The following is a 24,323-nucleotide window of genomic DNA, read 5'->3' on the forward strand; positions in this document are numbered from 1 at the left end:
CGTGCTCACCGTGGACTTCGAGAAGTTCCCGATCGCCAAGGGCGAGAAGGTGCTGGACATGGGCTGCGGCTTCGGCCGGCACGCCTTCGCGCTGCTGCGTCAGGGGGCTGACGTGGTCGCCCTGGACTACAGCCAGGACGAGGTCGCCGAGGTGACCAAGTGGTTCGGCGCGATGCAGCTGGCCGGCGAGGTGCCGGCCGGGGCCGGCGCGATCGCGGTCCGCGGCACCGCCTACGGCCTGCCGTTCGCCGACGCCACCTTCGACGCGATCGTCGCCGCCGAGGTGCTGGAGCACCTGCCCGACGACCGGCTGGCGATGTCCGAGCTGGTCCGGGTCCTCAAGCCCGGCGGCCGGCTGGCGGTGACGGTGCCGCGCTGGTTCCCGGAGAAGGTCTGCTGGGCGCTGTCCGACGCCTACCACGAGGTCGAGGGCGGCCACATCCGGATCTACAAGCGGCGCGAGATGGTCGAGAAGCTGCGCGAGGCCGGCGTGGTGCCCAGCGAGCTGCACCACGCGCACGCCCTGCACGCGCCGTACTGGTGGCTCAAGTGCGCGGTCGGCGTGGACACCGAGAACGCGCCGGTGAAGGCGTACAAGAAGCTGCTGGAGTGGGACATCATCAAGGCCCCGGCGATCACCCGCGTCAGCGAGACGCTGCTGAACCCGGTGCTGGGCAAGAGCCTGGTCGTCTACGCCACCAAGCCCGCCGCCACCTCCCCCGCCGCATGACGGTGGGGTCCGCACCGGCGGCCGAAGGGCTCACCGCCGCGGTCGAACTGCTGGCCGGCGAAGGCGTGCTGAGCGCCGGCCAGGTCCGCGCCACCGCCGAGGGCATCGCCGCGCTCCAGCGGCCCGACGGCGCGATCCCCTGGTTCCACGGCGGCCACCTGGACCCCTGGGACCACATCGAGGCGGCGATGGCGCTGGACGTCGCCGGGCTGCCGGAGCGGGCGCTGGCCGCCTACCGCTGGCTGGCGGCGTCGCAGAACGCTGACGGTTCCTGGTACGCGGCCTACGCCGACGCCCCCGAGGGCGTCACCGAAGCGACCAACCGGCTGCGCGAGACCAACTTCACCGCCTACATCGCGGTCGGCGTCTGGCACCACTTCCTGGTCACCGGCGACGAGGAGTTCCTGGCCGAGATGTGGCCGCCGGTGCGCCGGGCGACGGACTTCGTGCTGCGGTTGCAGACCCCGGGCGGCGAGATCGTGTGGTGCGAGGACGAGCAGGAGCGCGAGGCCGACGAGGCGCTGCTGACCGGCTGCTCGTCGATGTACCAGGCGCTGCGCTGCGCGCTGGCGGTCGCCGAGCAGGTCGGGCACGGACGGCCGGACTGGGAGCTGGCCTGCGGGCGGCTGGGCCACGCGCTGGCCGGCCATCCGGAGCGGTTCGCGGACAAGGGCACGTATTCGATGGACTGGTACTACCCGGTGCTCGGGACGGCGCTGCGCGGCGCGGCGGCGGAGCGGCGGATCGCAGAGGGCTGGGAAACCTTCGTGGTGCCGGGGTACGGGGTGCGGTGCGTGACGCCGAACGATTGGGTCACCGGCGGCGAGACCTGCGAGTTGGCGCTGGCGCTGTGGGCGATCGGCGATGTGGAGCGTGCGCGGACGTTGCTGCGTGACATCCAGCACCTGCGCGACGAGGCCGACGGGATGTACTGGACCGGCCGCGTCTTCGAGCCGGACAAGGATGGGAATCCGCCGGCGATCTGGCCACAGGAGAAGACCGCCTGGACCGCCGGTGCGCTGCTGTTGGCGCTCGCGGTGCTCGCCGAGGACAAGGCGACGGTCGCGGTGTTCGGCGGGGACGGGCTGCCCGAGGGGCTGCCGGTCGCGTGCTCCGTCGCGGAGTGCGTGGCGGCCTGAGGGCGGCGCGGTTGAGTAGCCGGTCGCAGCTCGAACGAGCGAGCTGCGACGTGCCCTGATACTCCCTGTGCTCCCGGCACTCCCTGATAAGCCCTAATACCGCCGGCTCAGCTGTTGCAGGCCGTGTTCACCGCGGCGATGTCCTTGGTCGTCTGCGGGATCGTCTGGCTCATCCCGCTGGTGTCGTTGTTGGCGTAGTCGTCCGCGAACGTGTTCCAGCTCGACGCCTCGTTCTGGATCGCGGTCTTCACCGCCGGGTCGGTGGCCAGCGCGGCGTCCGCGTCCAGCTTGTCGGCCAGGTCGTGGTCGGCCTTGATCTGGTAGGTCTTGTCGCCGGTGCCGGCCGGGTTGGAGGCGTTGAAGGCGTTCAGGTCGCTGTTGGCCTCCGCGCAGCCGGCCTTGACGCCGCCGGGGCTCGGCGGGCCGCTGGACGTCGTCGTGTCCTGCGTCGGGTCCGACGGGGCGGCGGAGTCGGTCGTCGGCGCCGACGTGGACGGCGAGCCGGTCGGGTTGCCGGTGCTGGAGGTCGTGGACGTCGTGGAGTTCGTCGAGCTCGTGGTGTTCGTCGGTCCGGCCGTCGGTGAACTGTGGTGCATCAGCTGCGTGGCGCCGAGCGTCGCCAGCACCGCGACCACGGCGACCGCCGCGACCACGGCGGCGATCTTCGCCCCGCTGCCCTTGCGCGGCGGCGGCGGGTTCAGCGCCTGGCTGGCCAGATACGGCGTCGGCTGCGGTCCCAGTGCCGGGTAGGGCGTGGGGTTCGACGCGCTCGTCGGGCCGGACGGGTTCATCGGGTTCGCCGACGGGATCCCCGGCATCGGCACCGGCGGGGTCGGCGTCGCCAGCGCCGTCGGCGTGGTGGCGCCGGCGGCGGCGAAGCCGGAACCGAAGCCGGCGGCGCTCGTGCCACCGGTGGTGCGGTCGTTCAGCATCGCCAGCGCGGCCTGGACCGTCGGGCGCTGATTCGGGTCCTTGGCCAGCAACGCGCCGAGCAGGGCGGTCAGCCGCCCGGCGTTCTTCGGCGGCGCCGGCTGCTCGAACAGCACGGCGGTCATCGTGGCGGTCGGCGAGTCGCGGCGGAACGGCGAGACGCCCTCGACCGCCTGGTACAGCGTCACGCCGAGGGAGAACAGGTCCGAGGCCGGACCCGCATCCTCGGCGCGGGCCCGCTCGGGGGCCAGGTACTCCGCGGAGCCGATGACCGCGCCGGTCATCGTCAGGGAGCTGTCGCCCTCGGCCTGGGCGATGCCGAAGTCGGTGAGCAGGACCCGGCCGTCCTTGGCCAGCAGCACGTTCGCCGGCTTCACGTCGCGGTGCACGATGCCCGCGGCGTGCGCGGCGGCCAGCGCGCGCAGCATGGTGTCGGCCACCTTCGCCGCGTTCTCCACGCTCAGCGGCCCGTGCTCGGTCAGGTGCTCGTCCAGCGAGCTGCCGGTCACCAGCTGCATCACGATCCACGGCGCGTCGTCGTCGATGACGACGTCGTGCACGGTCACGATGCCCGGCTGGTCGCGCAGCCGGACGGTGTTGCGGGCCTCGCGCTCGGCCCGGCTCAGGCGCTCGGCGAGCTGCTTCTCGGAGAGCATGAAGGGCAGCGAGACCTCTTTGATGGCCACGTCGATGCCCAACGTCTGGTCGTGGGCGCGCCACACGCGGCCCATGCCTCCCGAGCCGAGCCGGTCGACCAGCCGATACCGGCCGCCGACCAGGCGGCCGGGCTGTGAGTTCTCAGCCATGATCCGTACCCATCACAAGAACATCTGTATCGCTCACACGAACGACGTCCCCCACAAGATCCCCCCGGGTCTACTGTGTTTCCGACATCGGACAGACTACGGAAGCGGCGTGTTGATCACATCCGCCGAAGTACTCAGGAAGGGATGCGTAAATGTCCTACCCGGACCCGCGCTACTTCGCCGACACCGGCGAGGTCAGCGCCACGTTCCGACCGGCCGATGCCGAGCCGGAGATCGCCTTCGCCTCCGGCGGCACCTGCAGCCTACTGTCGACCTCCGACGGCACCGACGGCCTGTACGGGCTCTACCGCTGGGACTTCGCCGCGGCGCCCAGCGGCCCCGGCACGCACTTCCACAAGACGATGAGCGAGGCCTTCTTCATCCTGAAGGGCGCCGTGCGCCTGTTCAACGGCGAGAAGTGGGTGGAGGCCACGCCCGGCGACTACCTGTTCGTGCCGCCCGGCGGCCTGCACGCGTTCCGCAACGAGTCCGGCGAGCCCGCCTCGATGCTGTTGATGTTCGCCCCCGGCGCGCCGCGCGAGAACTACTTCCGCGGGCTGGTGGAGGGGTTGCAGAACACGGCGGGGCAGGCGTTCTTCCTGGAGCACGACCAGTACAACGTCAAGGACTGACAGACGGTCCCATGAAGCTTCTCCTCACCTCCGGCGGTGTCAGCAACCAGAGCATCCGCGCTGCTCTGGTCGACATGCTGGGCAAGCCCATCGCCGAGTCCACGGCCCTGTGCATCCCCACCGCGATGTACGGCATGCCCGGGACCGCCGTCATGACGTGGCGGCAGATTGCCGGGCAGACCAGTACCCCGTTGGTCGAGCTCGGGTGGAAGTCCGTGGGGATGCTGGAGTTGACCGCGCTGCCCAGCATCGACGCGGAGAACTGGGTTCCGCTGGTCCGGGAGACCGATGCCCTGCTGGTGTGCGGCGGCGACGTCCTGTACCTGCACCACTGGATGCGCGCCTCCGGTCTGGCGGATCTGTTCCCGTCGCTGAGTGAGACGGTCTACGTGGGACTGACCGTCGGCAGCATGGTGATGGCCCCGCACGTCGGACAGGAGTTCGTCGGCTGGAAGCCGGCCGCGGGCGGCGACAGCGCGTTCGGCATGGTCGGGTTCTCGATCTTCCCGCACCTGGACAACGTGATGTGCCCGGAGAACACCATGGCCGACGCCGAGAAGTGGGCCGCACGCGTGCCGGTTCCGGGGTACGCCGTCGATGACGAGACGGCCATCAAGGTGGTGGACGGCGTCGTCGAGGTCGTCTCCGAGGGGCACTGGAAGCTCTTCGACCGCTGACCACGAGGACGGATCACGCGGATCATGCCGGCCTCAGGAAGCGCGCCGGCATGATCCGCCGCGTCATCGTCAGAACGGTTCCCGCTTTCCAGCGGTGAGCTGCACCCACTGCGCCGTCGGCCGGCCCTCGACGCGGAACTGGTCGCCGGTGACGCCGAACTCCTTCGGCCAGCCCTCCGGCGAGTCCTCCCACGTCTCCTGGCGGCCGTAGACGGTCTCGTCCAGGATCGCGTAGCTCGGCGCCGCGCGCTCCACGCCGCGGCCGGTGGTCCAGTAGGTCTCGAACACGCGGTCGTCCTGGCGCAGGTAGCTCACGCGCATGCCGAACCAGCGGTCGGCCAGCAGTTGCTCGGCCGAGTCGCGGGCCGAGTACCAGGGGACGTCCCAGTCCAGGAAGTCGTGGTAGGCGCGGCTCTGCTCGTAGGGGCCCTGGGAGAAGATCGCGTAGGTCACGTCGCGGGAGTGCAGGTAGGACAGCTCTCGGACCTCGGCGGTGAAGAAGGTGCAGCCCTCGCACTGGTCCTTGGGGGAGCGGCCGTCGTGCCACATCGCGTAGTAGACGGTCAGCATGCGCCGGCCCTCGAACACGTCGAGGAGCGGGACGGCGCCCTTCTCGCCGACGACCGGGGTGGTCGGGTCCACCTCGACCATCGGGAGCCGGCGGCGGGCCGCCGCGAGCTTGTCACCCTCCCGGGTGTGCGCCTTCTCGCGGATCGCCAGCTCGTCGATCTGGGCCTGCCAGCTCTGGCGGTCGGTGACCTGCGGCAGCGGGGGAGTGTGGTCGGTCATGCGTGCCTCCGGATCGGTTTGGGGATCGGTGCCTCGATTCAGACGATCCGCGCGGTGCGAACTCATCGGGGTGAGCTTAAAGTGTGGACCTCGTGTCGATCCGGGCCCAGCGCCGTTCGACCTAAGGGTGCGGGACCGAACCGGGCCCGCACGAACCGAAGGAGAGCGACCATGAAGTACATGCTGATCTTCCGTGCCGACGACAAGGCCCTGGAGTCCATGGCGACCACCGACTTCGCCGAGATGATGGACAAGGTCGGCCGGATGAACGACGAGCTGATCCGGGCCGGTGTGCTGCTCGCTGCCGAGGGGCTGGCCGGGCCCGAGGAGGGCGTCGTCGTCGACTACTCCACCGAGCCGCCGGTCGTCACCGACGGTCCGTACGGGGAGACGAAGGAGCTGTTCAACGGCTTCTACATCCTCAACGTCGCCTCGCTGGAGGAGGCCGTGGAGTGGGCCAAGCGCTCGCCGATCACCGGTCCCGGGTTCCGGACCGAGATCCGGCGGGTGACCTCGATCGACGAGATGCCGCAGGACAACGAGTGGGTCAAGAAGGAGCGTGCGTGGCGCGAGGCCACCGGGCAGCTGTGAGCACGTCAGCCTGTGCGCACGTGAGCCTGTGAACCATGACTGACCTGACCGGCCGGGCCGCCGTGGCGGCGGTGTGGCACATCGAGTCCGCCCGCATCGTCGGCGCGCTGGCCCGCTACACGGGCGACTTCGCGCTGGCCGAGGACGTGGCGCAGGAGGCGCTGGCCGAGGCCCTGGTCACCTGGCCGCGCGAGGGTGTCCCGCGGCAGCCGGCCGGCTGGTTGCTCACCGTCGGCCGGCGGCGCGCGATCGACCACTTCCGGCGGCACGCGGTCCAGGACCGCAAGTACGCCGTCCTCGCCCAGGAGCTCGGCGAGGGCGGTGCGGCCGCCGGCGGCGCGCCGGCCGACCCGCAGCGCGACGGCGAAACCGTGCTGTGGGACCCGGACCAGATCGACGACGACCTGCTGGCCCTGATGTTCGTCTCCTGCCACCCGGTGCTCTCCCGCGAGGCCCGGGTCGCGCTGACGCTGCGCGTGGTCGGCGGCCTGAGCAGCGACGAGATCGCCAAGGCGTTCCTGGTGCCGACGGCCACCGTGCAGGCGCGCATCACGCGGGCGAAGAAGACGCTGGCCGCGGCCGGCGTCCCCTTCGAGGTGCCGCCGCCGGAGCAGCGCGCCGAGCGGCTGGGCTCGGTGCTGACCGTGGTCTACCTGATCTTCACCGAGGGCTCGTCGGCCAGCGCGGGCGACGCGCTGATCCGCCAGGACCTGGCCGCCGAGGGGCTGCGCTTCACGCGCATGCTGGCCCGCCTCGTGCCCGACGAACCGGAGGCCCACGGCCTGCTGGCGCTGATGGAGCTGACCGCCGCGCGCTTCCCGGCCCGCGTCGGCCCGGACGGCGAACCGGTCCTGCTCGCCGACCAGGACCGCCGGCGCTGGGACCACGCCGCGATCCGGCGCGGCCGCGCGGCCCTGGCGCGGGCGCAGCAGAGCATCCGGGGCCTGGGGGCCTACGGGCTGCAGGCGATGATCGCCGAGTGCCACGCGGTCGCCACCTCGGTCGAGGCCACGGACTGGGAACGGATCGTCGTGATCTACGACGCGCTCCGCCTGCTGGCGCCTTCGCCGGTGGTCGATCTGAACCGCGCGGTCGCGGTCTCGATGGCCCACGGTCCCGCCGCGGCGCTGACGATCGTGGACGAGCTGGCGGCGGCCGGGGCGTTGGGGAACTCGCATCTGCTGCCGAGCGTGCGCGGGGAGCTGTTCATCCGGCTCGGCCGGTTCGACGAGGCGCGCGGAGAGCTGGAGCAGGCGATCAAGCTGTGCGGGAACGAGCGGGAACAGGCGGTGCTGCGCGGGAAGCTCGCCGACCTGGATGCCGGACCCGATCCGGCCGCTAGACCCGACGCAGCACCCTGAGCGAACCCGTCACCGAATCCTCGACGAAGTCCCCCGACTCCAGCGCCCGCAGGTAGATCCGGTACGGCGCCTGGCCGCCGTCCTCCGGGTCCGGGAACACGTCGTGGATCACCAGCAGCCCGCCGGGCGCGACGTGGTGGGCCCAGCCCTCGTAGTCGCCCTGCGCGTGTTCGTCGGTGTGGCCGCCGTCGATGAAGCACAGGCCGACCGGCGTGTTCCACAACCGGGCCACCACCGGGGAGCGGCCGACGACGGCCACGACGCGGTCCTCGACGCCGGCCGCGTGCAGGGTGCGGCGCATCGTGGGCAGCGTGTCCATCAGACCGACTTCCGGGTCGACCAGCGTCGGGTCGTGGTACTCCCACCCGGGCTGCTGCTCCTCGGAGCCGCGGTGGTGGTCGACGGTGACCACGACACGGTCTGCGGTGGCGGCGGCCGCGGCCAGGTAGATGGTCGACTTGCCGCAGTACGTGCCGATCTCCAGCAGGTCGCCGATCTTCGCGGCGCGCTCGGCCGCCTCGTACAGGGCCAGGCCCTCGTCGGCGGGCATGAAGCCGGGGGCGGCTTCGGCGGCGGCGCGCAGCTGATGATCCATGGCGTCACTCTATCTTCCGGATAACTGGAACGTGTTCTACTATCCGGCACGTGGCATCAGTGACCGCCGGAATCGGCTCCATAGGGATCACCAGTGAGCACCGCGAGCTTGCCGAGGCGGTCAGGGGGTGGTTGGCACGCGCCGTGCCACCGGCCGCCGTGCGCGCCGCGCTCGACGCCGACCAGGAGGAACGCCCGGAGGGCTGGGGTGATCTGGCGAAACAGGGCCTGCTCGGCGACCACCTGCCGGAGGCGGCCGGCGGCGCCGGTGCGGGACTGCTGACGCTGGCCGTCGTGGTGGAGGAGATGGGACGCGCGGCGACGCCGGGACCCTTCCTGCCGACCGCGATCGCCGGGGTGTTCCTGGCCGAGAGCGGCGGGAAGGGCTGCGCCGACGTGGTGCGGGGGATCGCGGAGGGCAGCGTGATCGCGGCCGCGGCGATCGGCGCCGGGGCGATGGTCGCCGAACCCGTCGAGGGCGGCTATCGGCTCAGCGGGTCGGTAGAACCGGTTATCGGCGCGGCGCTCGCCGACTGGCTGGTGCTGACGGCGCGGCGGTCCGACGGTTCCGAGATCCAGGCGCTCGTCCCGGCGGGGGTTCTGGATATCAGCACGCTGGTTTCGCTGGATCGGACGCGGCGGGTGGCCAAGGTCTCGGTCGACGGTGTGGTGGTCGCGCGCGAAAGGGTGATCGTCGGCGGCACCGCGGCGCTCGACCGCATCGCGGCGCTTCTGGCGTCTGCCGAGGCGGTCGGCATCGCGGACTGGTGCACGCGTACGGCCGCCGAGTACGCGAAGGTCCGAGTCCAGTTCGGCAAGCCGATCGGCCAGTTCCAGGGGGTCAAGCATGGCTGTGCCGCCATGGTCGCGCGCATGGAGCAGGCGCGCAGCGCGGTCTGGGACGCCGCCTTCGTCGCCGGTGCCGCCGAGGGCGCCGAGGACGTCAAGGTCCCGATCGCCATCGCCGCCGCACTCGCCCTGGACGCCGCCGTCGAATGCGCCAAGGACTGCATCCAGGTCCTCGGCGGGATCGGCTTCACCTGGGAGCACGACGCCCACGTCTACCTCCGCAGGGCCCTTACTCTCCGTCAGGTCCACGGCCCCACCAGCCGCTGGCGTGCCCGCGTCGCCGAACTCACCGCCGCCGGCCGCCGCCGCGAGCTCAAGGTCGAGCTCCCCGCCGAGGCCGATGCCTACCGGGAGGCGGCGCGCGAGGCCTTCGCGGGAGTCAGGGACCTGACCCCGGCCGAGCAGCGCAAGGCGCTCGCCGTGACCGGCTACGCCGCTCCCTACCTCACCAAGCCCTACGGCCTGTCGGCCGGACCGGTCCAGCAGATCGTCATCGCGCAGGAGATGGCGGCGGCGAAGGTGCGGCTGCCCGACCTCGTCATCGGCAACTGGGTGGTCCCGACGCTGGTCAAATACGGCACCGACGCGCAGCGCGAGCGCTTCGTGCTGCCGACGCTGCGCGGCGAGATCATCTGGTGCCAGCTGTTCAGCGAGCCCGGCGCCGGGTCCGACCTCGCCGCGCTGACCACCCGCGCGACGCGCGTCGAGGGCGGCTGGCGGCTGGACGGGCAGAAGGTGTGGACGTCGGTCGCGAACTTCGCGCAGTGGGCCATCTGCATCGCGCGTACGAGCCCTGACAAGCCGAAGCACGAGGGCATCACGTACTTCCTGGTCGACATGAAGTCGTCGGGGGTGGACGTGCGGCCGCTGAAGGAGATCACCGGCGCCTCGATGTTCAACGAGGTGTTCCTCGACGGCGTCTTCGTGCCCGACGAGCTGGTGGTCGGCGAGGTGGACGGCGGGTGGCCGCTGGCGCGGAACACGCTGGGGAACGAGCGGGTCTCGCTCGCTTCCGGGCCGGTCCTCGGCGGTTCGCTGGAGGGGCTGCTGAGCTCGGTGGCGGCGGGCGACGAACTCGACGCGGTGGTCGCGCAGAAGCTCGGCGAGCTGATCTGCCAGGGGCAGTCCGCCGCGCTGCTCGGGCTGCGGACGACCCTGCGCCAGTTGTCCGGGATGGAGCAGGGTCCTGAGGCGAGCATCAGGAAGCTGATCTCGATGAAGCTGGCGCAGGACGTCGCCGAGCTCGGCCTGGAGCTGTTGGGCGCCGCCGGTGCCACCGAGCAGGCGGGGGCCGCGGCCGGTTGGACGCAGGCCTTCCTGTCCAGCCGCTGCCTGACCATCGCCGGCGGCACCACCGAGGTCCAGCTGAACGTGATCGGGGAGCGGATCCTCGGTCTTCCCCGTGACTGAAACCGAACTCTGACTCTGAACTCTGATAAAAGGGGCGTAACGGTGAACAAGGTCTACGTCGTCGGCGTCGGCATGACGAAGTTCGAGAAGCCCGAGACCCGGCAGTGGCGCTACTTCGACATGGCGCGGGAGGCCGGCTCCGCGGCGCTGGCCGACGCGGGCGTCGGGTACGACCAGGTGGAGCAGGTGGCCGCCGGCTACGTCTTCGGCCCCTCGACGTGCGGCCAGCGCGCGGCGTACGAGCTCGGGCTGACCGGCGTTCCGGTGTACAACGTCAACAACAACTGCGCGACCGGCTCGACCGCGCTGCTGATGGCCGCGCAGTGGGTCGGCGGCGGGCTCAACGAGTGCGTGCTGGCGCTGGGCTTCGAGCAGATGAAGAAGGGGGCGCTCGGCGGCGGCATGAACAACGACGACTTCGCCGCCTCGCCGCTGGCCCGGCACTACACGCTGATGGCCGAGCTGCACGAGTTCGAGGCCACGCCGCCGACCGCGCAGATCTTCGGCAACGCCGCGCGCGAGCACATGGAGCGGTACGGCACCACCGCCGAGCAGCTGGCGATGGTCGCCGCGAAGAACCACCGGCACTCGGTGCACAACCCGAACGCGCAGTTCCAGGACGAGTACTCGGTCCAGGAGATCCTGGACGCCCGGGAGATCCACCGGCCGCTGACCAAGCTCCAGTGCTCGCCGACCTCCGACGGCGCGGGCGCCGCGGTGGTGGTGAGCGAGCGGTTCGTGGAGGAGCACGAGCTGGGGGAACAGGCGGTGGAGATCGTCGCGCAGGCGATGACGACGGACACGACCGAGGCCTTCGACACGCGGACCTGCATCGACGTGGTCGGGCGGCCGATGAGCCGGGACGCGGCGCGCAAGGTCTACGACGCCTCGGGGCTGGGGCCGGACGACCTCGACGTGATCGAGCTGCACGACTGCTTCTCCATCAATGAGCTGATTACCTACGAAGCGCTCGGGCTGTGCGGGGAAGGCGAGGGCGGCAAGCTCGTGGCCGACGGCGCCACGACCTACGGCGGCCGCTGGGTCGTGAACCCCTCCGGCGGGCTGATCTCCAAGGGCCATCCGCTCGGGGCGACCGGACTGGCACAGTGTGCTGAGATCTCCTGGCACTTGCGCGGGCTGGCCGGGGAGCGGCAGGTCGAAGGTGCGCGGGTCGGGCTGGCGCACAACATCGGGCTCGGCGGCGCGGCGGTCGTGACGCTCTTCCGGAAGGCGTGAGAGACAGACCCGGCGGCGTTTCCCGCGAGCCGCCGGGCCGATGCCGCACCAGAGCGGCGGCCGAGGGTGTGTCCTGACGCTTTGCGGCGAGAAGCCTAGGACCCCATAGCCGCCAACAGTTTCTCGTCCGTCTCACCCAGCACCATCGCCACCGCCCCGAGCGCGCACGCCTGCGGGCCCAGCGAACCGACCTGGATCGTCATCGCGTCGCCGGCCAGCGGCAGCGACGCCGTCGCCGCGGCCTCGCGCAGTGGCCCCATCAGCAGCTCGCCTGCCGCGGACAGGGCGCCGCCGATGATGACGCTCTGCGGGTTCAGGATGTTGCCGAGCATGCCGACCGCGCGGCCGGCCATCGTGCCGGCGTCCGACAGGGCCCTGATGCAGCCGCGGTCGCCCTGCCAGGCCATGGTGATCACGTTGCGCAGGGTCAGGCGGTCGCCGTAGGCCGGTTCCAGTGCGCGCATGACGACCGGCAGCCCCACGAAGGTCTCCAGGCAGCCGCGGTTGCCGCAGCGGCACAGCGGCCCGGTGGCGTCCACGACCAGGTGGCCGATCTCGCCCGCGCCGCCGTTGACGCCGCGGGTCAGCTGTCCGTTGGAGACGAACGCGCCGCCGACGCCGCCGTGCAGCTTCATGTACACGAACTCGTCGCAGCCGCGGGCCGCGCCCCAGCGGCGTTCGGCCAGGGCGCCGAGTTTGGTGTCGCCGTCGGCCAGGACCGGGAGGTTCAGGCGGGCGCCGAGTTCGGCCGCGACCGGGATGCCGGCCCAGCGCGAGGGCATGCCCGAGCTGGGGACGCCGCGGGCGGTGTCGAAGGGCCCTGGCACGCTCACCCCCACGCCCAGGATGCGGCTGGGGTCCGTGCCCGCCTCGTCGATCGCGGTGCGGACCAGGTCGGCGGCGACGTCGAAGCCCTGGCCCGGGTCGTAGCCGACGGGCAGGCGGACCGACTTGGCGATGCGGACCGCGTGCGCCACGTTGGCGATGATCACGTGGACGTGGCGGTAGCCGAAGTCGACGCCGATCGCCTCGCCGCTGGCCGGGTTGAGCATCACGGCGGCGCCCGGGCGGCCGGCGCCGCCGCCCGCCGGGGTGAGCTTGGCGTCCAGTTCGACCACCAGGTCGTCGGCGACCAGGGCGGCGATGATGCCGGAGACCGTCGAGCGGGACAGGCCGACCGCGCGGGCTATGTCGGCGCGGCTCATCGTGCCGCGCTCGCGCAGCAGCCGGACCACGGCCAGCCGGCTGCGCTCGGCGCGGGACTCCGTCGGGGGCGTCCTCATGGTTCTGAAGGATGCTGCGATCGGGCGTCATTAGTCAAGGATCAAACAAATTCAGGGGTTGAAGCCCCCGTTAGTTCGGTGGAATTTGTTCGTCCATCACGGAATCGCAACATGCTTGACGCCTCCATTTCGTCGCCTTTACGTTTCCCGCAACGCCGCCCCACTTCAAAAACGACAGGTCCCTCACTCGAGTCGATGAAAGAAGGCTGATCATGGGTGCACGCTCCCACCGGTCCGTCACGGTTGTCCTGGCCGTGGGACTGGCCTCCGGCCTGGCACTGGCCGGTTGCTCCTCCAGCTCCTCCAAGCCCTCGGCGGGCACCTCGGGGTCGGCGGGTTCCACGTCCGCCTCCGGGGCCGGCTCGTCGTCGAGTTCGTCCTCGGCCGGCGGCTCGGCGGCCCCGGGACCGGCGCTGCCGGACCTGTCCGGCAAGTCGATCCAGGTGCTGGCCGAGTGGTCGGGGACCGAGCAGCAGGACTTCCAGAAGGTGATCGACGCCTTCACCGCCAAGACCCACGCCAAGGTCAGCTACCAGGGCGCCGGCGACCAGACGCCGACCGTGCTGCGCAGCAAGCTGGCCGGCGGCGGCGCCCCGGACGTGGCGCTGCTGGCGCAGCCCGGCGCCATCGCGCAGTTCGCCAAGGCCGGGCAGATCAAGCCGCTGGGCGCGAACGTGATCGCCGAGATCGACGCGAACTACGACCCGAGCTGGAAGAAGCTCGGCACGGTCAACGGCCAGGTCTACTCGATCATGTTCAAGGCCGCGAACAAGTCGACGTTCTGGTACAACACCGCGCAGTTCCAGCAGGCCGGCGTCACGCCGCCGAAGACCTGGGCGGACTTCCTGAAGGACTGCCAGACGCTCTCCGACGCCGGCATCACCCCGGTCTCGGTCGGCGGCGCGGACGGCTGGACGCTCACCGACTGGTTCGAGAACGTCTACCTGTCCCAGGCCGGCCCGGACAACTACGACAAGCTCACGCACCACCAGATCCCGTGGACCGACCCGACGGTGATCCAGGCGCTGACCACGCTGAAGCAGCTGTTCGGCAACGACCAGTTCATGGCCGGCGGCAAGTCCGGGGCGCTGCAGACCTCGTTCAACGACTCGGTCACCCAGACCTTCAAGAGCCCGCCGAAGGCGGCCATGGTCTACGAGGGCGACTTCTCCGGCTCGGTGATCACCTCGACCACCTCGGCCAAGCTGGGCGCCGACGCGAAGTTCTTCCCGTTCCCGGCGGCCGGCTCGCTGACCAACTTCGTGGACGGCGGCGGCGACGCCGCGCTGGCCACCAACGACAACCCGGCGACGATGGCGTTCATCCAGTTCCTGGCCTCGCCGGACGCCGCCGAGGCGTGGGCTTCGGCCGGCGGCTTCGTCTCGCCGAACAAGAACGTGCCGATGTCCTCCTACCCGGACGACACCACGCGCGCCGAGGCGCAGATGCTGGTCGGCGCCGGCGACGGCTTCCGCTTCGACATGTCCGACCAGGCTCCGGTCGGGTTCGGCGGCACCAAGGGCGCCGGGGAATGGAAGGACCTGCAGGACTTCCTGAGCAGCGGCGACGTCAACGGCACCGCCGCGCAGCTGGAGAAGGACGCGGCGAAGGAGACCTGGCAGTAGCCATGGACGAGAGCCTGTCCGCGTCGCCCGCCGCCGGGTCCGTCCCGGCGGCGCGGCCGCCTTCCGAGAACCCCTCCCACCCGGGGCCGCGCGCGCCGCACCCCCTGGCCGACCACGGTCGCAGCCCTCTGCGAATCCCGGTCCGAGTCCGTTTCGGCTTCCTGATCCCGGCCGCGATCGTGCTGGCCGCGATCATCATCTGGCCGGCCGTCGACTCGGTCTGGCTGAGCCTGCACAACGCCGACGGCTCCAAGTGGGTCGGGCTGCACAACTACCACACCCTGTTCACCGACTCCGCGACGCTCACCGCGCTGAAGAACAACATCATCTGGGTGGTCTGCGCGCCGACCGTGGCCTGCGCGCTGGGCCTGATGTTCGCCCTGATGGCCGAGAAGATCCGCTGGTCGACCGCGTTCAAGGCGGTCATCTTCATGCCGATGGCGATCTCGTTCCTGGCCGCCGGCGTGATCTTCGAGCTGGTCTACCAGCAGGACCCGAACCAGGGCGTGGCCAACGCCGTGGCGGTCGGCGTCCACGACACCTTCGCGCCGTCCTCGAAGTACCCCGGCGCGCACCCGCGGCCGGCCACCGGCAAGGCGGGCACGGCCGGGTCGTTCACCTCGGTGCAGACCTTCCAGGCCGGCACGGTCGCCCCGCTGCCGCTGGTCGGGATCCAGGCCGCGGGCCTGCCGGGCAAGGCGGCGCAGGCCGCGGCACCCACCGCGGAGCCGACTCCGGACGAGATCGAGGGCACCGTCTGGCTGGACATCATCTACGGCGGCGGCGGCACGCCGAACCACATCGACGCCGGGAAGAAGGGCATGCCGGGGGTCTCGGTCAAGGCGATCGACGTCGCGACCGGGAAGAGCGCCGGATCGGCCTCGGCGCACAACGACGGCACGTTCGCCATCAAGGGCCTGAAACCCGGGGGCACCTATCGGTTGGAGCTGCCGGGCAGCAACTTCGCGCAGCCGTACCGGGGCATCCAGTGGCTGGGGCCGTCTCTGGTGACGCCGGCGATCATCGCCTCGTATCTGTGGATCTGGGCTGGTTTCGCGATGGTGTTGATCGCCGCCGGGCTCGCCTCGATACCCCGGGAGTTGCTTGAGGCGGCGCGGGTCGACGGAGCCAACGACAGACAGGTGTTCTGGCGTATCACCGTGCCGTTGCTGGCTCCGGTGCTGCTGGTGGTGATGGTCACCCAGATCATCAATGTCCTGAAGGTCTTCGACCTGGTCTACGTCATCGCTCCGGGCTCCACGCTGCCCAACGCGAACGTGCTCGCCGTGCAGATGTGGAACGTCTCCTTCGGCGGCGGTGCGGACCAGGGTCTGGGCAGCGCGATCGGGGTGTTCCTGTACGTGCTGGTGCTGCCGGCCATGTACTTCAACATCCGCCGCCTGCGTAACGAGAGGAAGGAGGGGCGATGAGCGTCACGCGTCCCGTCGCAGTGCCGGGCCAGGTCCCGGTCGGCACCCGCATCGCCAAGCGCCTCAGCGGCGGTGCGGTGTACCTCATCGTGCTGGCGGTCGGCGTCGTCTGGCTGATCCCGACGCTGGGGCTGTTCATCAGCTCCCTGCGCAAGGCCTCCGATATCAGCAGCAGCGGCTGGTGGACGGTCTTCACGCACCCGGCGCAGATCACCTTCAAGGACTACACGAACCTATTCGCCAACAAGGGCATCATCCAGTCGCTGTGGAACACGGTGATGATCACCGTGCCGGCCACGGTGCTGGTGGTGTTCCTCGGCGCGCTGGCCGCGTACGCCTTCGCCTGGATCGACTTCCGCGGCCGGGACTGGCTGTTCGTGGTGGTGGTCGGGCTGATGGTGGTGCCGATCCAGGTGGCGCTGCTGCCGGTGGCCGCGCTGTACCGCAACCTGCACCTGTTCGGCACGATCCTCGGCGTGGTGATGTTCCACGTCGGGTTCGGCCTGCCGTTCGCGATCTACCTCCTGCGCAACTTCTTCGCGGCGATCCCGCGCGAGCTGCTGGAGGCCACCCGGATGGAGGGCGGCAGCGAGTGGACGATCTTCCGCAAGGTGATCGTGCCGCTGGGGCTGCCGGCCATCGCCTCGCTGGCCATCTTCCAGTTTCTGTGGGTGTGGAACGACCTGCTGGTGGCGTTGGTGTTCTCGAACGCGAAGACGCAGCCGCTGACCGTGGCGCTGCAGTCCAACATGCGCCAGTTCGGCAGCAACATCGACATCCTGGCGCCCGGGGCGTTCCTGTCGCTGTCGGTACCGCTCGTCGTGTTCTTCGCTTTCCAGCGATACTTCGTCCAAGGACTCATGGCCGGCTCGGTCAAGGGTTAGCAGCACCAGGCGACGAAAGAAAATAGGAGAGCGCGCGACCGTGGCGGACGTCCGTTTCCTCGACGCCACGAGGGTGTTCCACGGGGCGTGGCGGCCCGCCGTCGACGGCGTCAGCATGGACGTCCGCGACGGCGAGCTCCTCGTCCTCACCGGCCCCTCCGGCAGCGGCAAGAGCACTCTGCTGCGCATGCTCGCGGGGCTGGAGCCGATGGACCGCGGCAGCGTGCTGATCGGCGGCAGGGACATCGGGCGCACCGCGCCGGACAAGCGCGGCGTCTCGATGATCTTCCAGGGCTTCGCCCTGTTCCCGAACCAGACCATCCGCGAGAACATCGCGCTGCCCCTGACGATGCGCAAGAACTCGGCGAAGTCGGCGGCGGCGCGCGTCCAGCAGGTCGCGGAGCTCTGCGGCGTCGCGGACCACCTGAACAGCAAACCGGACTCGGTGGGCTACGACGTCCGCCAGCGCACGACCATGGCCCGCGCGATCGTCCGCAGGCCGGACGTGGTCTGCCTGGACGAACCGCTGGCCGGCTCGGGCGTCCCGCTGATGATGCGCGGCCGCTCGCCGATCGCGGCGCTCCAGCGCGAACTGGGCATCACGACCCTGTACGCGACCTGCAGCTCGGTGGACGCCTGGTCGATCGCGGACCGCATCGCGGTCCTGGACAGCGGCCGGATCCAACAGGTCGGCACCCCGACGGAGGTCTTCAGCAAACCGGCGACCATCGCAGTGGCCCAGTTCCTCGGCGAACCGGGCATGAACCTGGTGACGGCGATCGCCGCCGACGGCGTGGCCCGCCTCGGCGGCCTGGCGGTCGGGCTGAGCTCAACGCAATCCTCAGCGCTGACCGGGAGTCGCGTGGTGATCGGGATCCGGCCGGAGGACCTGTCGATCGGCGCAGAGGCCGACGGTGTCCGCGCGACCGCGGTGCTGGTCCGCGACACCGGCCGCGACTACCTGGTGACGGCCCGGACGGTGGTCGACGGGGAGGAGAGCGATCTGGTGATCCGCCACAGCGGAGGACCGGTGCCGGCGAAGGGCGAGAGCGTGGTGCTCGGGGTGCGGGCCGGGGCGGCGCTGCATTTGTTCGATGCCGGGAGCGGGGCCCGGCTGCCGGATTGAGGTGCGGGCGGTGCACCATGTGAGCCCTCTGTCTTGATCACCGTTCGGTAACACCCGCAACGCCCGGCCGACCGCAGCCCGTCCTTACCCGCATGACCGCACCCCGCCTCCTGCTCCGTCGGGCCGTCTACCAGCGCGGCATGCTCGGTGCCGCGGTGGCGGTGTTGATGCCGGCGCTCGTGCTGGTCACGCTGATCGGGTTGCATGCTTCGGCGGTGCGGGCGGCTTCGGTGCGGAGTGCGCTGGGGGCGATGGCGCCGGATGCGCGGACGGTGCGTGTCGTCTACGGGTCCGGGACACAGTGGGCGGCGACGCCGGATCAGCGGGTGGCGTTCTTCGCGCAGCTGCACGGTCGGGTCGGTGCGGCGTTCGCGGGGGTCGGGGCGCAGGTCGACACCACGGTCGTGTCGGGGCCCTATGTGCTGCTCGGCTCCGGCGCCTCCAGTACCGACGCCGTCGCGTTCTGGTCCAGCGACTCGCTCAAGGACAAGGCGCGGCTGGTTGAGGGCGCGTGGCCGAGTGGGACGGGAGCCGCAGGCGCCGATCCGAGCGCAGCCTTCCCGGGCGTCGTCTCCCAACAGACCCTCGCCAGCCACCACTGGCGCGTCGGCGACACCATCGCCACGCGCTCCGGCTGGCAGTCCAGCAGTGCCCTGACGTTCCGCGTGGTCGGCGTCTACCAGCCGGTCGATCCCGCCGACCGGTTCTGGCGCCACGACGGCGACCAGGCTCCCGTCCTCGTCGACGCCTCCGTCACCGCGCGGCCCGACATCCTGCTCACGCAGGCCGCGGTCACCGCGGCGCCGGATCCGGCGGGCTTCCCGGCCGATCGGCTGCCGCAGTTCACCGCGCAGCTCGCCGCGTTCGACGCGTGGGTGCCGACCACCTCCTCGCCGGACGGCGACTTCACCGCCGCGCTCGACGACCAGCTCGAACCGCGCATGAGCGTCCTGGTCGGCGTCACCGCGGTCAGCGTGCGCCTGGAGTGGCTGGTCGCCGCCGAGCTCGGGGTCCTGTCGCTGGCGGCGCTGGCGCAGATCGCGCGGGCGCTGGCCGACCGCCGCCACGCCATGGACGGCCTGCTGCGCGCCCGGGGCTCCTCCGTCGGCGCGCTGGGCCGCGTCCAGGTGGTCGAAGGGCTCGCGCTCGCCGTGCCCTGCGCGCTGCTGGCGCCGTGGGCCGCGCGGTGGCTGGAGCAGCGGATCGGGGCGTCGTGGGCGCGGCACGACTCGGGCATCGCAGGGGTCGTGGACGGCACCGACCGCCTCCAGACCGCGCAGTGGGTGGTCGCGCTGATCGGCGCGGTGCTGGCCGCGGTCCTGCTCGGCACGGTCGGCACCCGCTCCGCGCTCAGCTACAGCACCGTCGCCCGCGTCCGCCGGCGCTCGACGCTGCGCACCGCCCTGCAACGCGCGACCATCGACCTGGCCGTGCTCGCCTTCGCCCTCGCCGCGCTCTGGGAGCTGTTCCAGGCCGGCGACGACTCCGCGCGCACCGGCGCGCTGCCCTGGCCGCAGGTGGTCGCGCCCGCGGTGCTGCTGTCCGCCGGGGCGCTCATCGTTCTCAGGCTCCTGCCGTTCGTCGCGGCCCCGGCCGGCCGGTTCGCCGCGCACGGCAAGGGCGTGCTCGCGGCCCTCGTCGGCTGGCGCCTCGGCCGCGCGGCCCGCACCCAGGCGCTGCCGATGGCGCTGCTCGTCCTCGCGGTGGCGATCGGCGTGCAAGCCAGTGTCCTGCTGTCCTCGGCCGATCGCTCGGACGCGGACCAGGCCGGCTTCGCCGTCGGCGCCGATATGCACGTCGCAGGGCTCGTGTCCACCGGCCCCGAGACCGTCCGCGCGCTCGCGGCGACGCCCGGAACCGGCCCCGCCTTCGTCGCCCTGCGCGCCCCCTACCGCATGATCCGCGCCGACCAGGCCGCGACCACCCACGGCACGGACCAGACCACGCCGACCGCCGCCGTCCTCGGCCTGGACCCGCAACGCTCCGACGGCGTCCTGGTGCTGCGCGATGATCTGGCCGGCGGCAGGAGCTGGCCGCAAATCAGCGCCCTGCTGACCGCTGACGGCTGGGACCGGCACGGCTCGGTCGGCGTCCCGCTGCCCGGCACGCCGACCCGGCTGTCCGCCGACCTCACCTACCGCCCGAGCCCGAACAACAGCTGCAACCCGGGCCGGCTCCAGCTGACCGCGCAGTTCACCGACGCCTACGGCTTCCCCGGTTCGGCACCCCTCGGCGCCATCGACGCACCCGACGGCGCCGACCACACCCTGACCGGAACCCTGGTCGGTGCCGGAAAGAACATCTCCTACCCCATCAGTATCAGCGCCCTGTCGGAGACCTCGACCGCCGCGTCCTGCCCGATCGGCACCCTCGAAGTCGCCGCCCTGCGCGCCGACGACCAGCCGGTGACCATCCCCGCCGGCATGGCCTTCACCGCACCGCCGGTCCCGACCGACGCCGATCTCGCCGCGACGAACGCCAGCGTGACGCAGAGCCTCACCGCCTCGCAGCCGGTCCAGATCCTGGAGCTCACCAAGAGCGGCGACGGCAGCACTCTGACAGTCCCCGCGATCGCCACCGAACATCTCCTGGCCGCCCTGGACAAGCACGTCGGCGACACCTTCGCCACGGGGGCCTTCTCCCAGCCGGTGACTCTGCGCTTCGTCGCCGCGATCAAAGCGGCTCCCGGCTCCGGCTCCGGCTCCGGCGGCGCCGCCGCCGACAGCCAGGACGCCCTCATCGTCCCGATCGGCCTCCTGGACCGCGAAGCACAGCGCGCCGCGGCCGGCGGCGGCGCGACCGGGCAGCAGATCGCCCCGCTCGCCGGCGAATGGTGGGCCGACGCCGGCGGCGGAACGTCCGGGTCCGGCCTCGCCGGCCGCTATCGCAGCACCCTGACCGCGGCGCACCTCGCGCAGCCCGCGACCGTCGAGGACCGCGCCACCGCCGAGCAGGCGCTGCGCGACTACCCCTTCGCCGCCGGCTTCAGCCTCACCCTCAAGCTCGGCACCCTGGCCGCGCTCGCCTTCGTCCTGCTCGGCCTGGCCCTGCACACCGTGTCCACGCTGCGCGAGCGGGCCCGGGAGTTGGCGGTGCTGGCCGCGCTCGGCCTGACCCGGCGCCGCGCCGCCGTCCTGCTGCTGGCCGAACAGGCCGGCGTCGCGCTGCTCGGCGCCCTGGCCGGGCTCGGTCTGGGCGCCCTGGCCCTGCGATCGGAGTTCAAGCTGATGGTGTTCACACCCTCCGGCGCCCCGCCGACGCCGCCGCCGGTCCGGGTCTACGACTGGCCGGTGCTCGGTCTGGCCGGGGCTGCCGCGGCGGTGTTCGGGGCGCTGGCGGTTCTGCTCAGCTACGCCCTCAGCGAGCGCGCCTCGTTCCGAGCGGAGGTCAGCTGATGCGGCGCCCGCGGTGGTGGAGCCAGACCGAGCGGGTGCGCGGCGTGCTGGTCCTGCTCGCAGTGTTCGCGGCGGCCACGGCGGCCTTCGCGGCCGCGGTGCCGTACCAGATGAACCGGTCCGACCGGGCCATCGTCGAGGACGCGGTGGGCGGCGCGAGCACCCAGGACCGGGACGTCTCCCTGGTCGCCCCGAGCATCGACCAGTACAGCGACGCCTTCATGGAATCCGTCGCGGCCACCTCGAAGGCGGCGATGCCGGCCCAGCTGTCGGGGCTGATCACCGACACCGACATCAGCGTCCTGAGTTCCGGCGAGTTCCCGATCACGGGCTTCAAGGGGCCGAAGGGCATGTTCGTGCACCTGCGCGGTGCCGCCCTGCCCGGCTCGGCCGAGCACGTCCGCTTCGTCGCCGGCGCCGCGCCGACCACCCCGACCCGCATCCACGACGTCGAAGCCGCCGGCCAGCCGCGGCACGTCACCATCACGGAATCGGCGGCGATCAGCCAGGCCGCCGCCGACGCCCTCGGACTGCACGTCGGCTCGGTGCTGCACACGACCGCCGGGAACACCAGCGGACGCGAGGACATCACCTACACCATCTCAGGCCTTTACATCCCCGATGATCCGCAGGACTCCTCCAGCGCGGTCTTTTGGCGCTACGCCGACAACGCCCGCGGTCTCGGCCTCGGCAGCATCTGCGGCGCCGACGACCCCGTTCTGGGGTACGTGGGCGACCCGAGGTGCGGGCAGCCGCAGGCGGTCTGGCGCATGGACCTCCTGCTGCCCTCGGTCACCGACGTGGACGCGATGGACATGGTCCCCGCGATCGGCCAAAGCAGCACGGCGATCGAGTTCGTCGTCGACCCCGCGCGGGTCCGGGTCTCGGATCTGGCGGTCCTCCAGGACGCGGTGCACCGCCTGGTGGTCGGGGGACAAGGCCTGTCGTTGCAGGACCCCGACGGCCGTCCGTTCCCGTTGGCCGCGAGCACCCGGCTCGACATCCTCGCCGGCCACGCGCTCACCGTGGAGCGGCAGGCGCGCCTGCTGGACTACGTCGTCCTCGGCGGGGCGCTGGCCTCGGCGCTCGCGGCGTTCTTCCTGATGCTGCGCACCGTCGTCACCCGGCGCTCGGCCGAGATCGTGCTGTGCAAGGCGCGCGGTGCGGCGCCGGGCCGGCTGGCGCTGCGGTTCGCGACGCAATCAGGGCTCGTGGTCGCGGTCGGTGCGGTGGCCGGAGTGGTGATCGCGACGGCGGCCGGCGTGGCTGCGGGCGGGACTGTCCGGGCCTGGCCGGGTGCCGCACTGGTGACGCTCGCCGGGTTCGTCTCCGTTCTCGGCCGGGTCGCGGCCCACAGCGACCGGCCCGGCTCGGCCCGCCGCGAGCCGACCGAGACCGACGCCGACGCCCGGATCCCCCGGCTGGTGCGCGACATCGCGGTCCCGCTCGGCGCCGCCGCGGCCGTCGCCGTGATGCGGACCCGGGGCGCGCAGAGCGGATCAGGGTCCGTCGACTGGCTGGCGGTCGCGGCGCCCGCCCTGCTGGCCTTCGCCGCGGCGCTGGCGGTGGTGCGAGCCGTCCCGCTGTTGTGGTCGGTGCCGTTCATACTCGCCCGGCGGCGGCGCGCGACGGTGTCGTTCGTCGCCGCCGCGCTGGCCGGGCGCCGGGTCCGGGTGCTGGCCGCGCCGCTGGCCGGTCTGGTGGTGGCGATCGCGGCCGCGACGTTCGCCGCCCGGCTGGATTCCTCGGTGACGCAAGGGGTCCGGGACGACGCGCTGTACGCGGTCGGCGCCGGGGCGCGCGTCGAGGCGATCGCCGATCCCTCGACGATCGTGCTCGATCACGGCGCCGCGGTGTCGCTGCCGGCCGGGTTCGCCGCCGAGGCCGCGGCCGTGCCGGGCGCCGGACAGGTCATGAGCGCGTACGTGGGGCCGGCGGGCATCTCCGGCCTCGCCTCGGCCCCGGCGAACGTCGCGGTGCTCGCCGCGGACTCCGGTCAGCTGCGGATGCTGACGCAACGTGCCGCGAGCGAGTCCGGTGGCCGCTCGGGGCGGGTGCCGAACGACTGGCCGGAGCAACCGAGCCGTCCCGGTACGGTGACCGCCTTGGTTTCTCCGGGACTCGGGGGACTGGTCGGGACACACGCCACCCTCGCCCTGCCTACTGAACTGATCGAGGTGGACTTCGTCGCGACCGCCGATCTGCCCACCGCGTCGGTGATCGCCGGTGAATACGGACCCGGATACGTCGTGCTGCCCGCCGACCAGATGGGTGCCAAGGCGTTGCCGCCGGACGCGGTGTGGATCACCGGGCACCCCGATGTCAAAGCCCTGCGAGCGTTGCCCGGCGTCCAGCCGTACTTCCCGTTCGTCTCCTCCGCGCAGGTCTCCGCCGCCGGATACGCCGACGGCCGCACCTCCGCCGCGCACGCCGTGCTGCGCATGGCCGAGCTGCTGACGATCGGATTCGGCGTGCTGTGCCTCGTGCAGACGATGGCCGGGAGCCGCCGGGCCGCCCATGACAGTGCTCTGCTGCTTCGAGTCCTAGGTCTTTCTGAAACAGGGGGCCGACTGCTCGGTCCTGCCGTTACGCTGCCGCTGTCGATCCTGGCGGCGGCCGGGGGTCTGGCGATGGGGGCGGCGCTCGCGCCGCTGCTCGGCGACCAGGTTCCGGGCGCGCCGAGCGACGGGTGGCTGGTACCCGTCATCGGCGTGGCCGCCCTGTGCGTCGTCGGCGGGGTCGCGCTGGAGGCCGCCTTGCGGCCCCGGCAGCAAGTCTCGGTGCGCCTGCGGGCCGCCGAGTTCGAATGACGGATCTTCCGGGGGGAAGGAGCGGC

General features: G+C 71.8%; 18 protein-coding genes. 14 read left to right on the top strand and 4 right to left on the bottom strand.

Features of this window, described 5'->3' with window-relative positions; genetic code table 11:
• Window position 1: 1 nt before the first annotated feature.
• Window positions 2-730, top strand: a complete 729-nt coding sequence (locus tag ABH920_RS35055; protein WP_370353551.1) for a class I SAM-dependent methyltransferase — start codon at window positions 2-4, stop codon at window positions 728-730.
• Window positions 727-1,869, top strand: a complete 1,143-nt coding sequence (locus tag ABH920_RS35060; protein ID WP_370353552.1) for a prenyltransferase — start codon at window positions 727-729, stop codon at window positions 1,867-1,869. Before ABH920_RS35055 ends, ABH920_RS35060 begins: the two co-directional genes overlap by 4 nt.
• A 107-nt stretch (window positions 1,870-1,976) precedes the next feature.
• Here the strand turns inward: ABH920_RS35060 and ABH920_RS35065 are convergent, their stop codons facing one another.
• On the bottom strand, window positions 1,977-3,605 hold the full coding sequence (locus ABH920_RS35065) for a protein kinase (RefSeq protein WP_370353553.1): 1,629 nt from the start codon (window positions 3,603-3,605) through the stop codon (window positions 1,977-1,979).
• A gap of 152 nt (window positions 3,606-3,757) precedes the next feature.
• Between ABH920_RS35065 and ABH920_RS35070 the strand changes: the two genes are divergently transcribed.
• Window positions 3,758-4,237: a cupin domain-containing protein gene (locus ABH920_RS35070; protein ID WP_370353554.1), complete on the top strand. Its 480-nt coding sequence runs from the start codon at window positions 3,758-3,760 to the stop codon at window positions 4,235-4,237.
• An 11-nt stretch (window positions 4,238-4,248) separates the two neighbouring features.
• The gene (locus tag ABH920_RS35075) at window positions 4,249-4,914 is read left to right on the top strand and encodes a Type 1 glutamine amidotransferase-like domain-containing protein (protein WP_370353555.1); all 666 of its coding nucleotides are present in this window, start codon (window positions 4,249-4,251) and stop codon (window positions 4,912-4,914) included.
• 69 nt (window positions 4,915-4,983) lie between these two features.
• On the opposite strand, the gene ABH920_RS35080 is transcribed toward ABH920_RS35075, so the two are convergent.
• Window positions 4,984-5,703, bottom strand: coding sequence for a DUF899 family protein (locus tag ABH920_RS35080; protein WP_370353556.1), 720 nt, complete (start codon window positions 5,701-5,703; stop codon window positions 4,984-4,986).
• A gap of 171 nt (window positions 5,704-5,874) precedes the next feature.
• Between ABH920_RS35080 and ABH920_RS35085 the strand changes: the two genes are divergently transcribed.
• Window positions 5,875-6,294 carry a YciI family protein gene (locus tag ABH920_RS35085; protein WP_370353557.1) on the top strand — a complete coding sequence of 140 codons (420 nt, stop codon included), beginning with the start codon at window positions 5,875-5,877 and terminating at the stop codon, window positions 6,292-6,294.
• A gap of 35 nt (window positions 6,295-6,329) precedes the next feature.
• Window positions 6,330-7,655 carry an RNA polymerase sigma factor gene (locus ABH920_RS35090; protein WP_370353558.1) on the top strand — a complete coding sequence of 442 codons (1,326 nt, stop codon included), beginning with the start codon at window positions 6,330-6,332 and terminating at the stop codon, window positions 7,653-7,655.
• Here ABH920_RS35090 and ABH920_RS35095 read toward each other — a convergent pair.
• Entirely contained in the window at window positions 7,633-8,250 is a 618-nt protein-coding gene (locus tag ABH920_RS35095; RefSeq protein ID WP_370353559.1) for a class I SAM-dependent methyltransferase, read from the bottom strand. The two genes, ABH920_RS35090 and ABH920_RS35095, sit on opposite strands and share 23 nt — an antisense overlap.
• Before the next feature lie 50 nt (window positions 8,251-8,300).
• On the opposite strand from ABH920_RS35095, the gene ABH920_RS35100 reads away from it, so the two are divergent.
• Window positions 8,301-10,508 (top strand): acyl-CoA dehydrogenase, encoded by a 2,208-nt coding sequence (locus ABH920_RS35100; protein ID WP_370353560.1) that lies wholly within the window; start codon window positions 8,301-8,303, stop codon window positions 10,506-10,508.
• Window positions 10,509-10,550: 42 nt separating this feature from the next.
• Window positions 10,551-11,744: a lipid-transfer protein gene (locus tag ABH920_RS35105; RefSeq protein WP_370353561.1), complete on the top strand. Its 1,194-nt coding sequence runs from the start codon at window positions 10,551-10,553 to the stop codon at window positions 11,742-11,744.
• Between the two features lie 95 nt (window positions 11,745-11,839).
• Here the strand turns inward: ABH920_RS35105 and ABH920_RS35110 are convergent, their stop codons facing one another.
• Window positions 11,840-13,027, bottom strand: a complete 1,188-nt coding sequence (locus ABH920_RS35110) for an ROK family transcriptional regulator (protein WP_370353562.1) — start codon at window positions 13,025-13,027, stop codon at window positions 11,840-11,842.
• A gap of 212 nt (window positions 13,028-13,239) precedes the next feature.
• On the opposite strand from ABH920_RS35110, the gene ABH920_RS35115 reads away from it, so the two are divergent.
• From ABH920_RS35115 to ABH920_RS35140, 6 genes are all read left to right on the top strand, one after another.
• Window positions 13,240-14,652 (top strand): ABC transporter substrate-binding protein, encoded by a 1,413-nt coding sequence (locus ABH920_RS35115; RefSeq protein WP_370353563.1) that lies wholly within the window; start codon window positions 13,240-13,242, stop codon window positions 14,650-14,652.
• Window positions 14,653-14,654: 2 nt separating this feature from the next.
• The gene (locus ABH920_RS35120; protein ID WP_370353564.1) at window positions 14,655-16,082 is read left to right on the top strand and encodes a carbohydrate ABC transporter permease; all 1,428 of its coding nucleotides are present in this window, start codon (window positions 14,655-14,657) and stop codon (window positions 16,080-16,082) included.
• Window positions 16,079-16,966, top strand: coding sequence for a carbohydrate ABC transporter permease (locus ABH920_RS35125; RefSeq protein ID WP_194909939.1), 888 nt, complete (start codon window positions 16,079-16,081; stop codon window positions 16,964-16,966). The genes ABH920_RS35120 and ABH920_RS35125 overlap by 4 nt, the downstream gene beginning before the upstream one ends.
• Window positions 16,967-17,006: 40 nt before the next feature.
• Complete coding sequence (locus ABH920_RS35130; RefSeq protein WP_370353565.1) at window positions 17,007-18,092, top strand: ABC transporter ATP-binding protein; 1,086 nt, start codon at window positions 17,007-17,009, stop codon at window positions 18,090-18,092.
• A 92-nt stretch (window positions 18,093-18,184) separates the two neighbouring features.
• Window positions 18,185-21,487 carry an FtsX-like permease family protein gene (locus ABH920_RS35135; RefSeq protein ID WP_370353566.1) on the top strand — a complete coding sequence of 1,101 codons (3,303 nt, stop codon included), beginning with the start codon at window positions 18,185-18,187 and terminating at the stop codon, window positions 21,485-21,487.
• Window positions 21,487-24,297: a hypothetical protein gene (locus ABH920_RS35140; RefSeq protein ID WP_370353567.1), complete on the top strand. Its 2,811-nt coding sequence runs from the start codon at window positions 21,487-21,489 to the stop codon at window positions 24,295-24,297. Before ABH920_RS35135 ends, ABH920_RS35140 begins: the two co-directional genes overlap by 1 nt.
• The last annotated feature ends 26 nt before the right edge of the window (window positions 24,298-24,323 follow it).

It is taken from the genome of Catenulispora sp. EB89 (assembly GCF_041261445.1).
Lineage (GTDB): Bacteria > Actinomycetota > Actinomycetes > Streptomycetales > Catenulisporaceae > Catenulispora.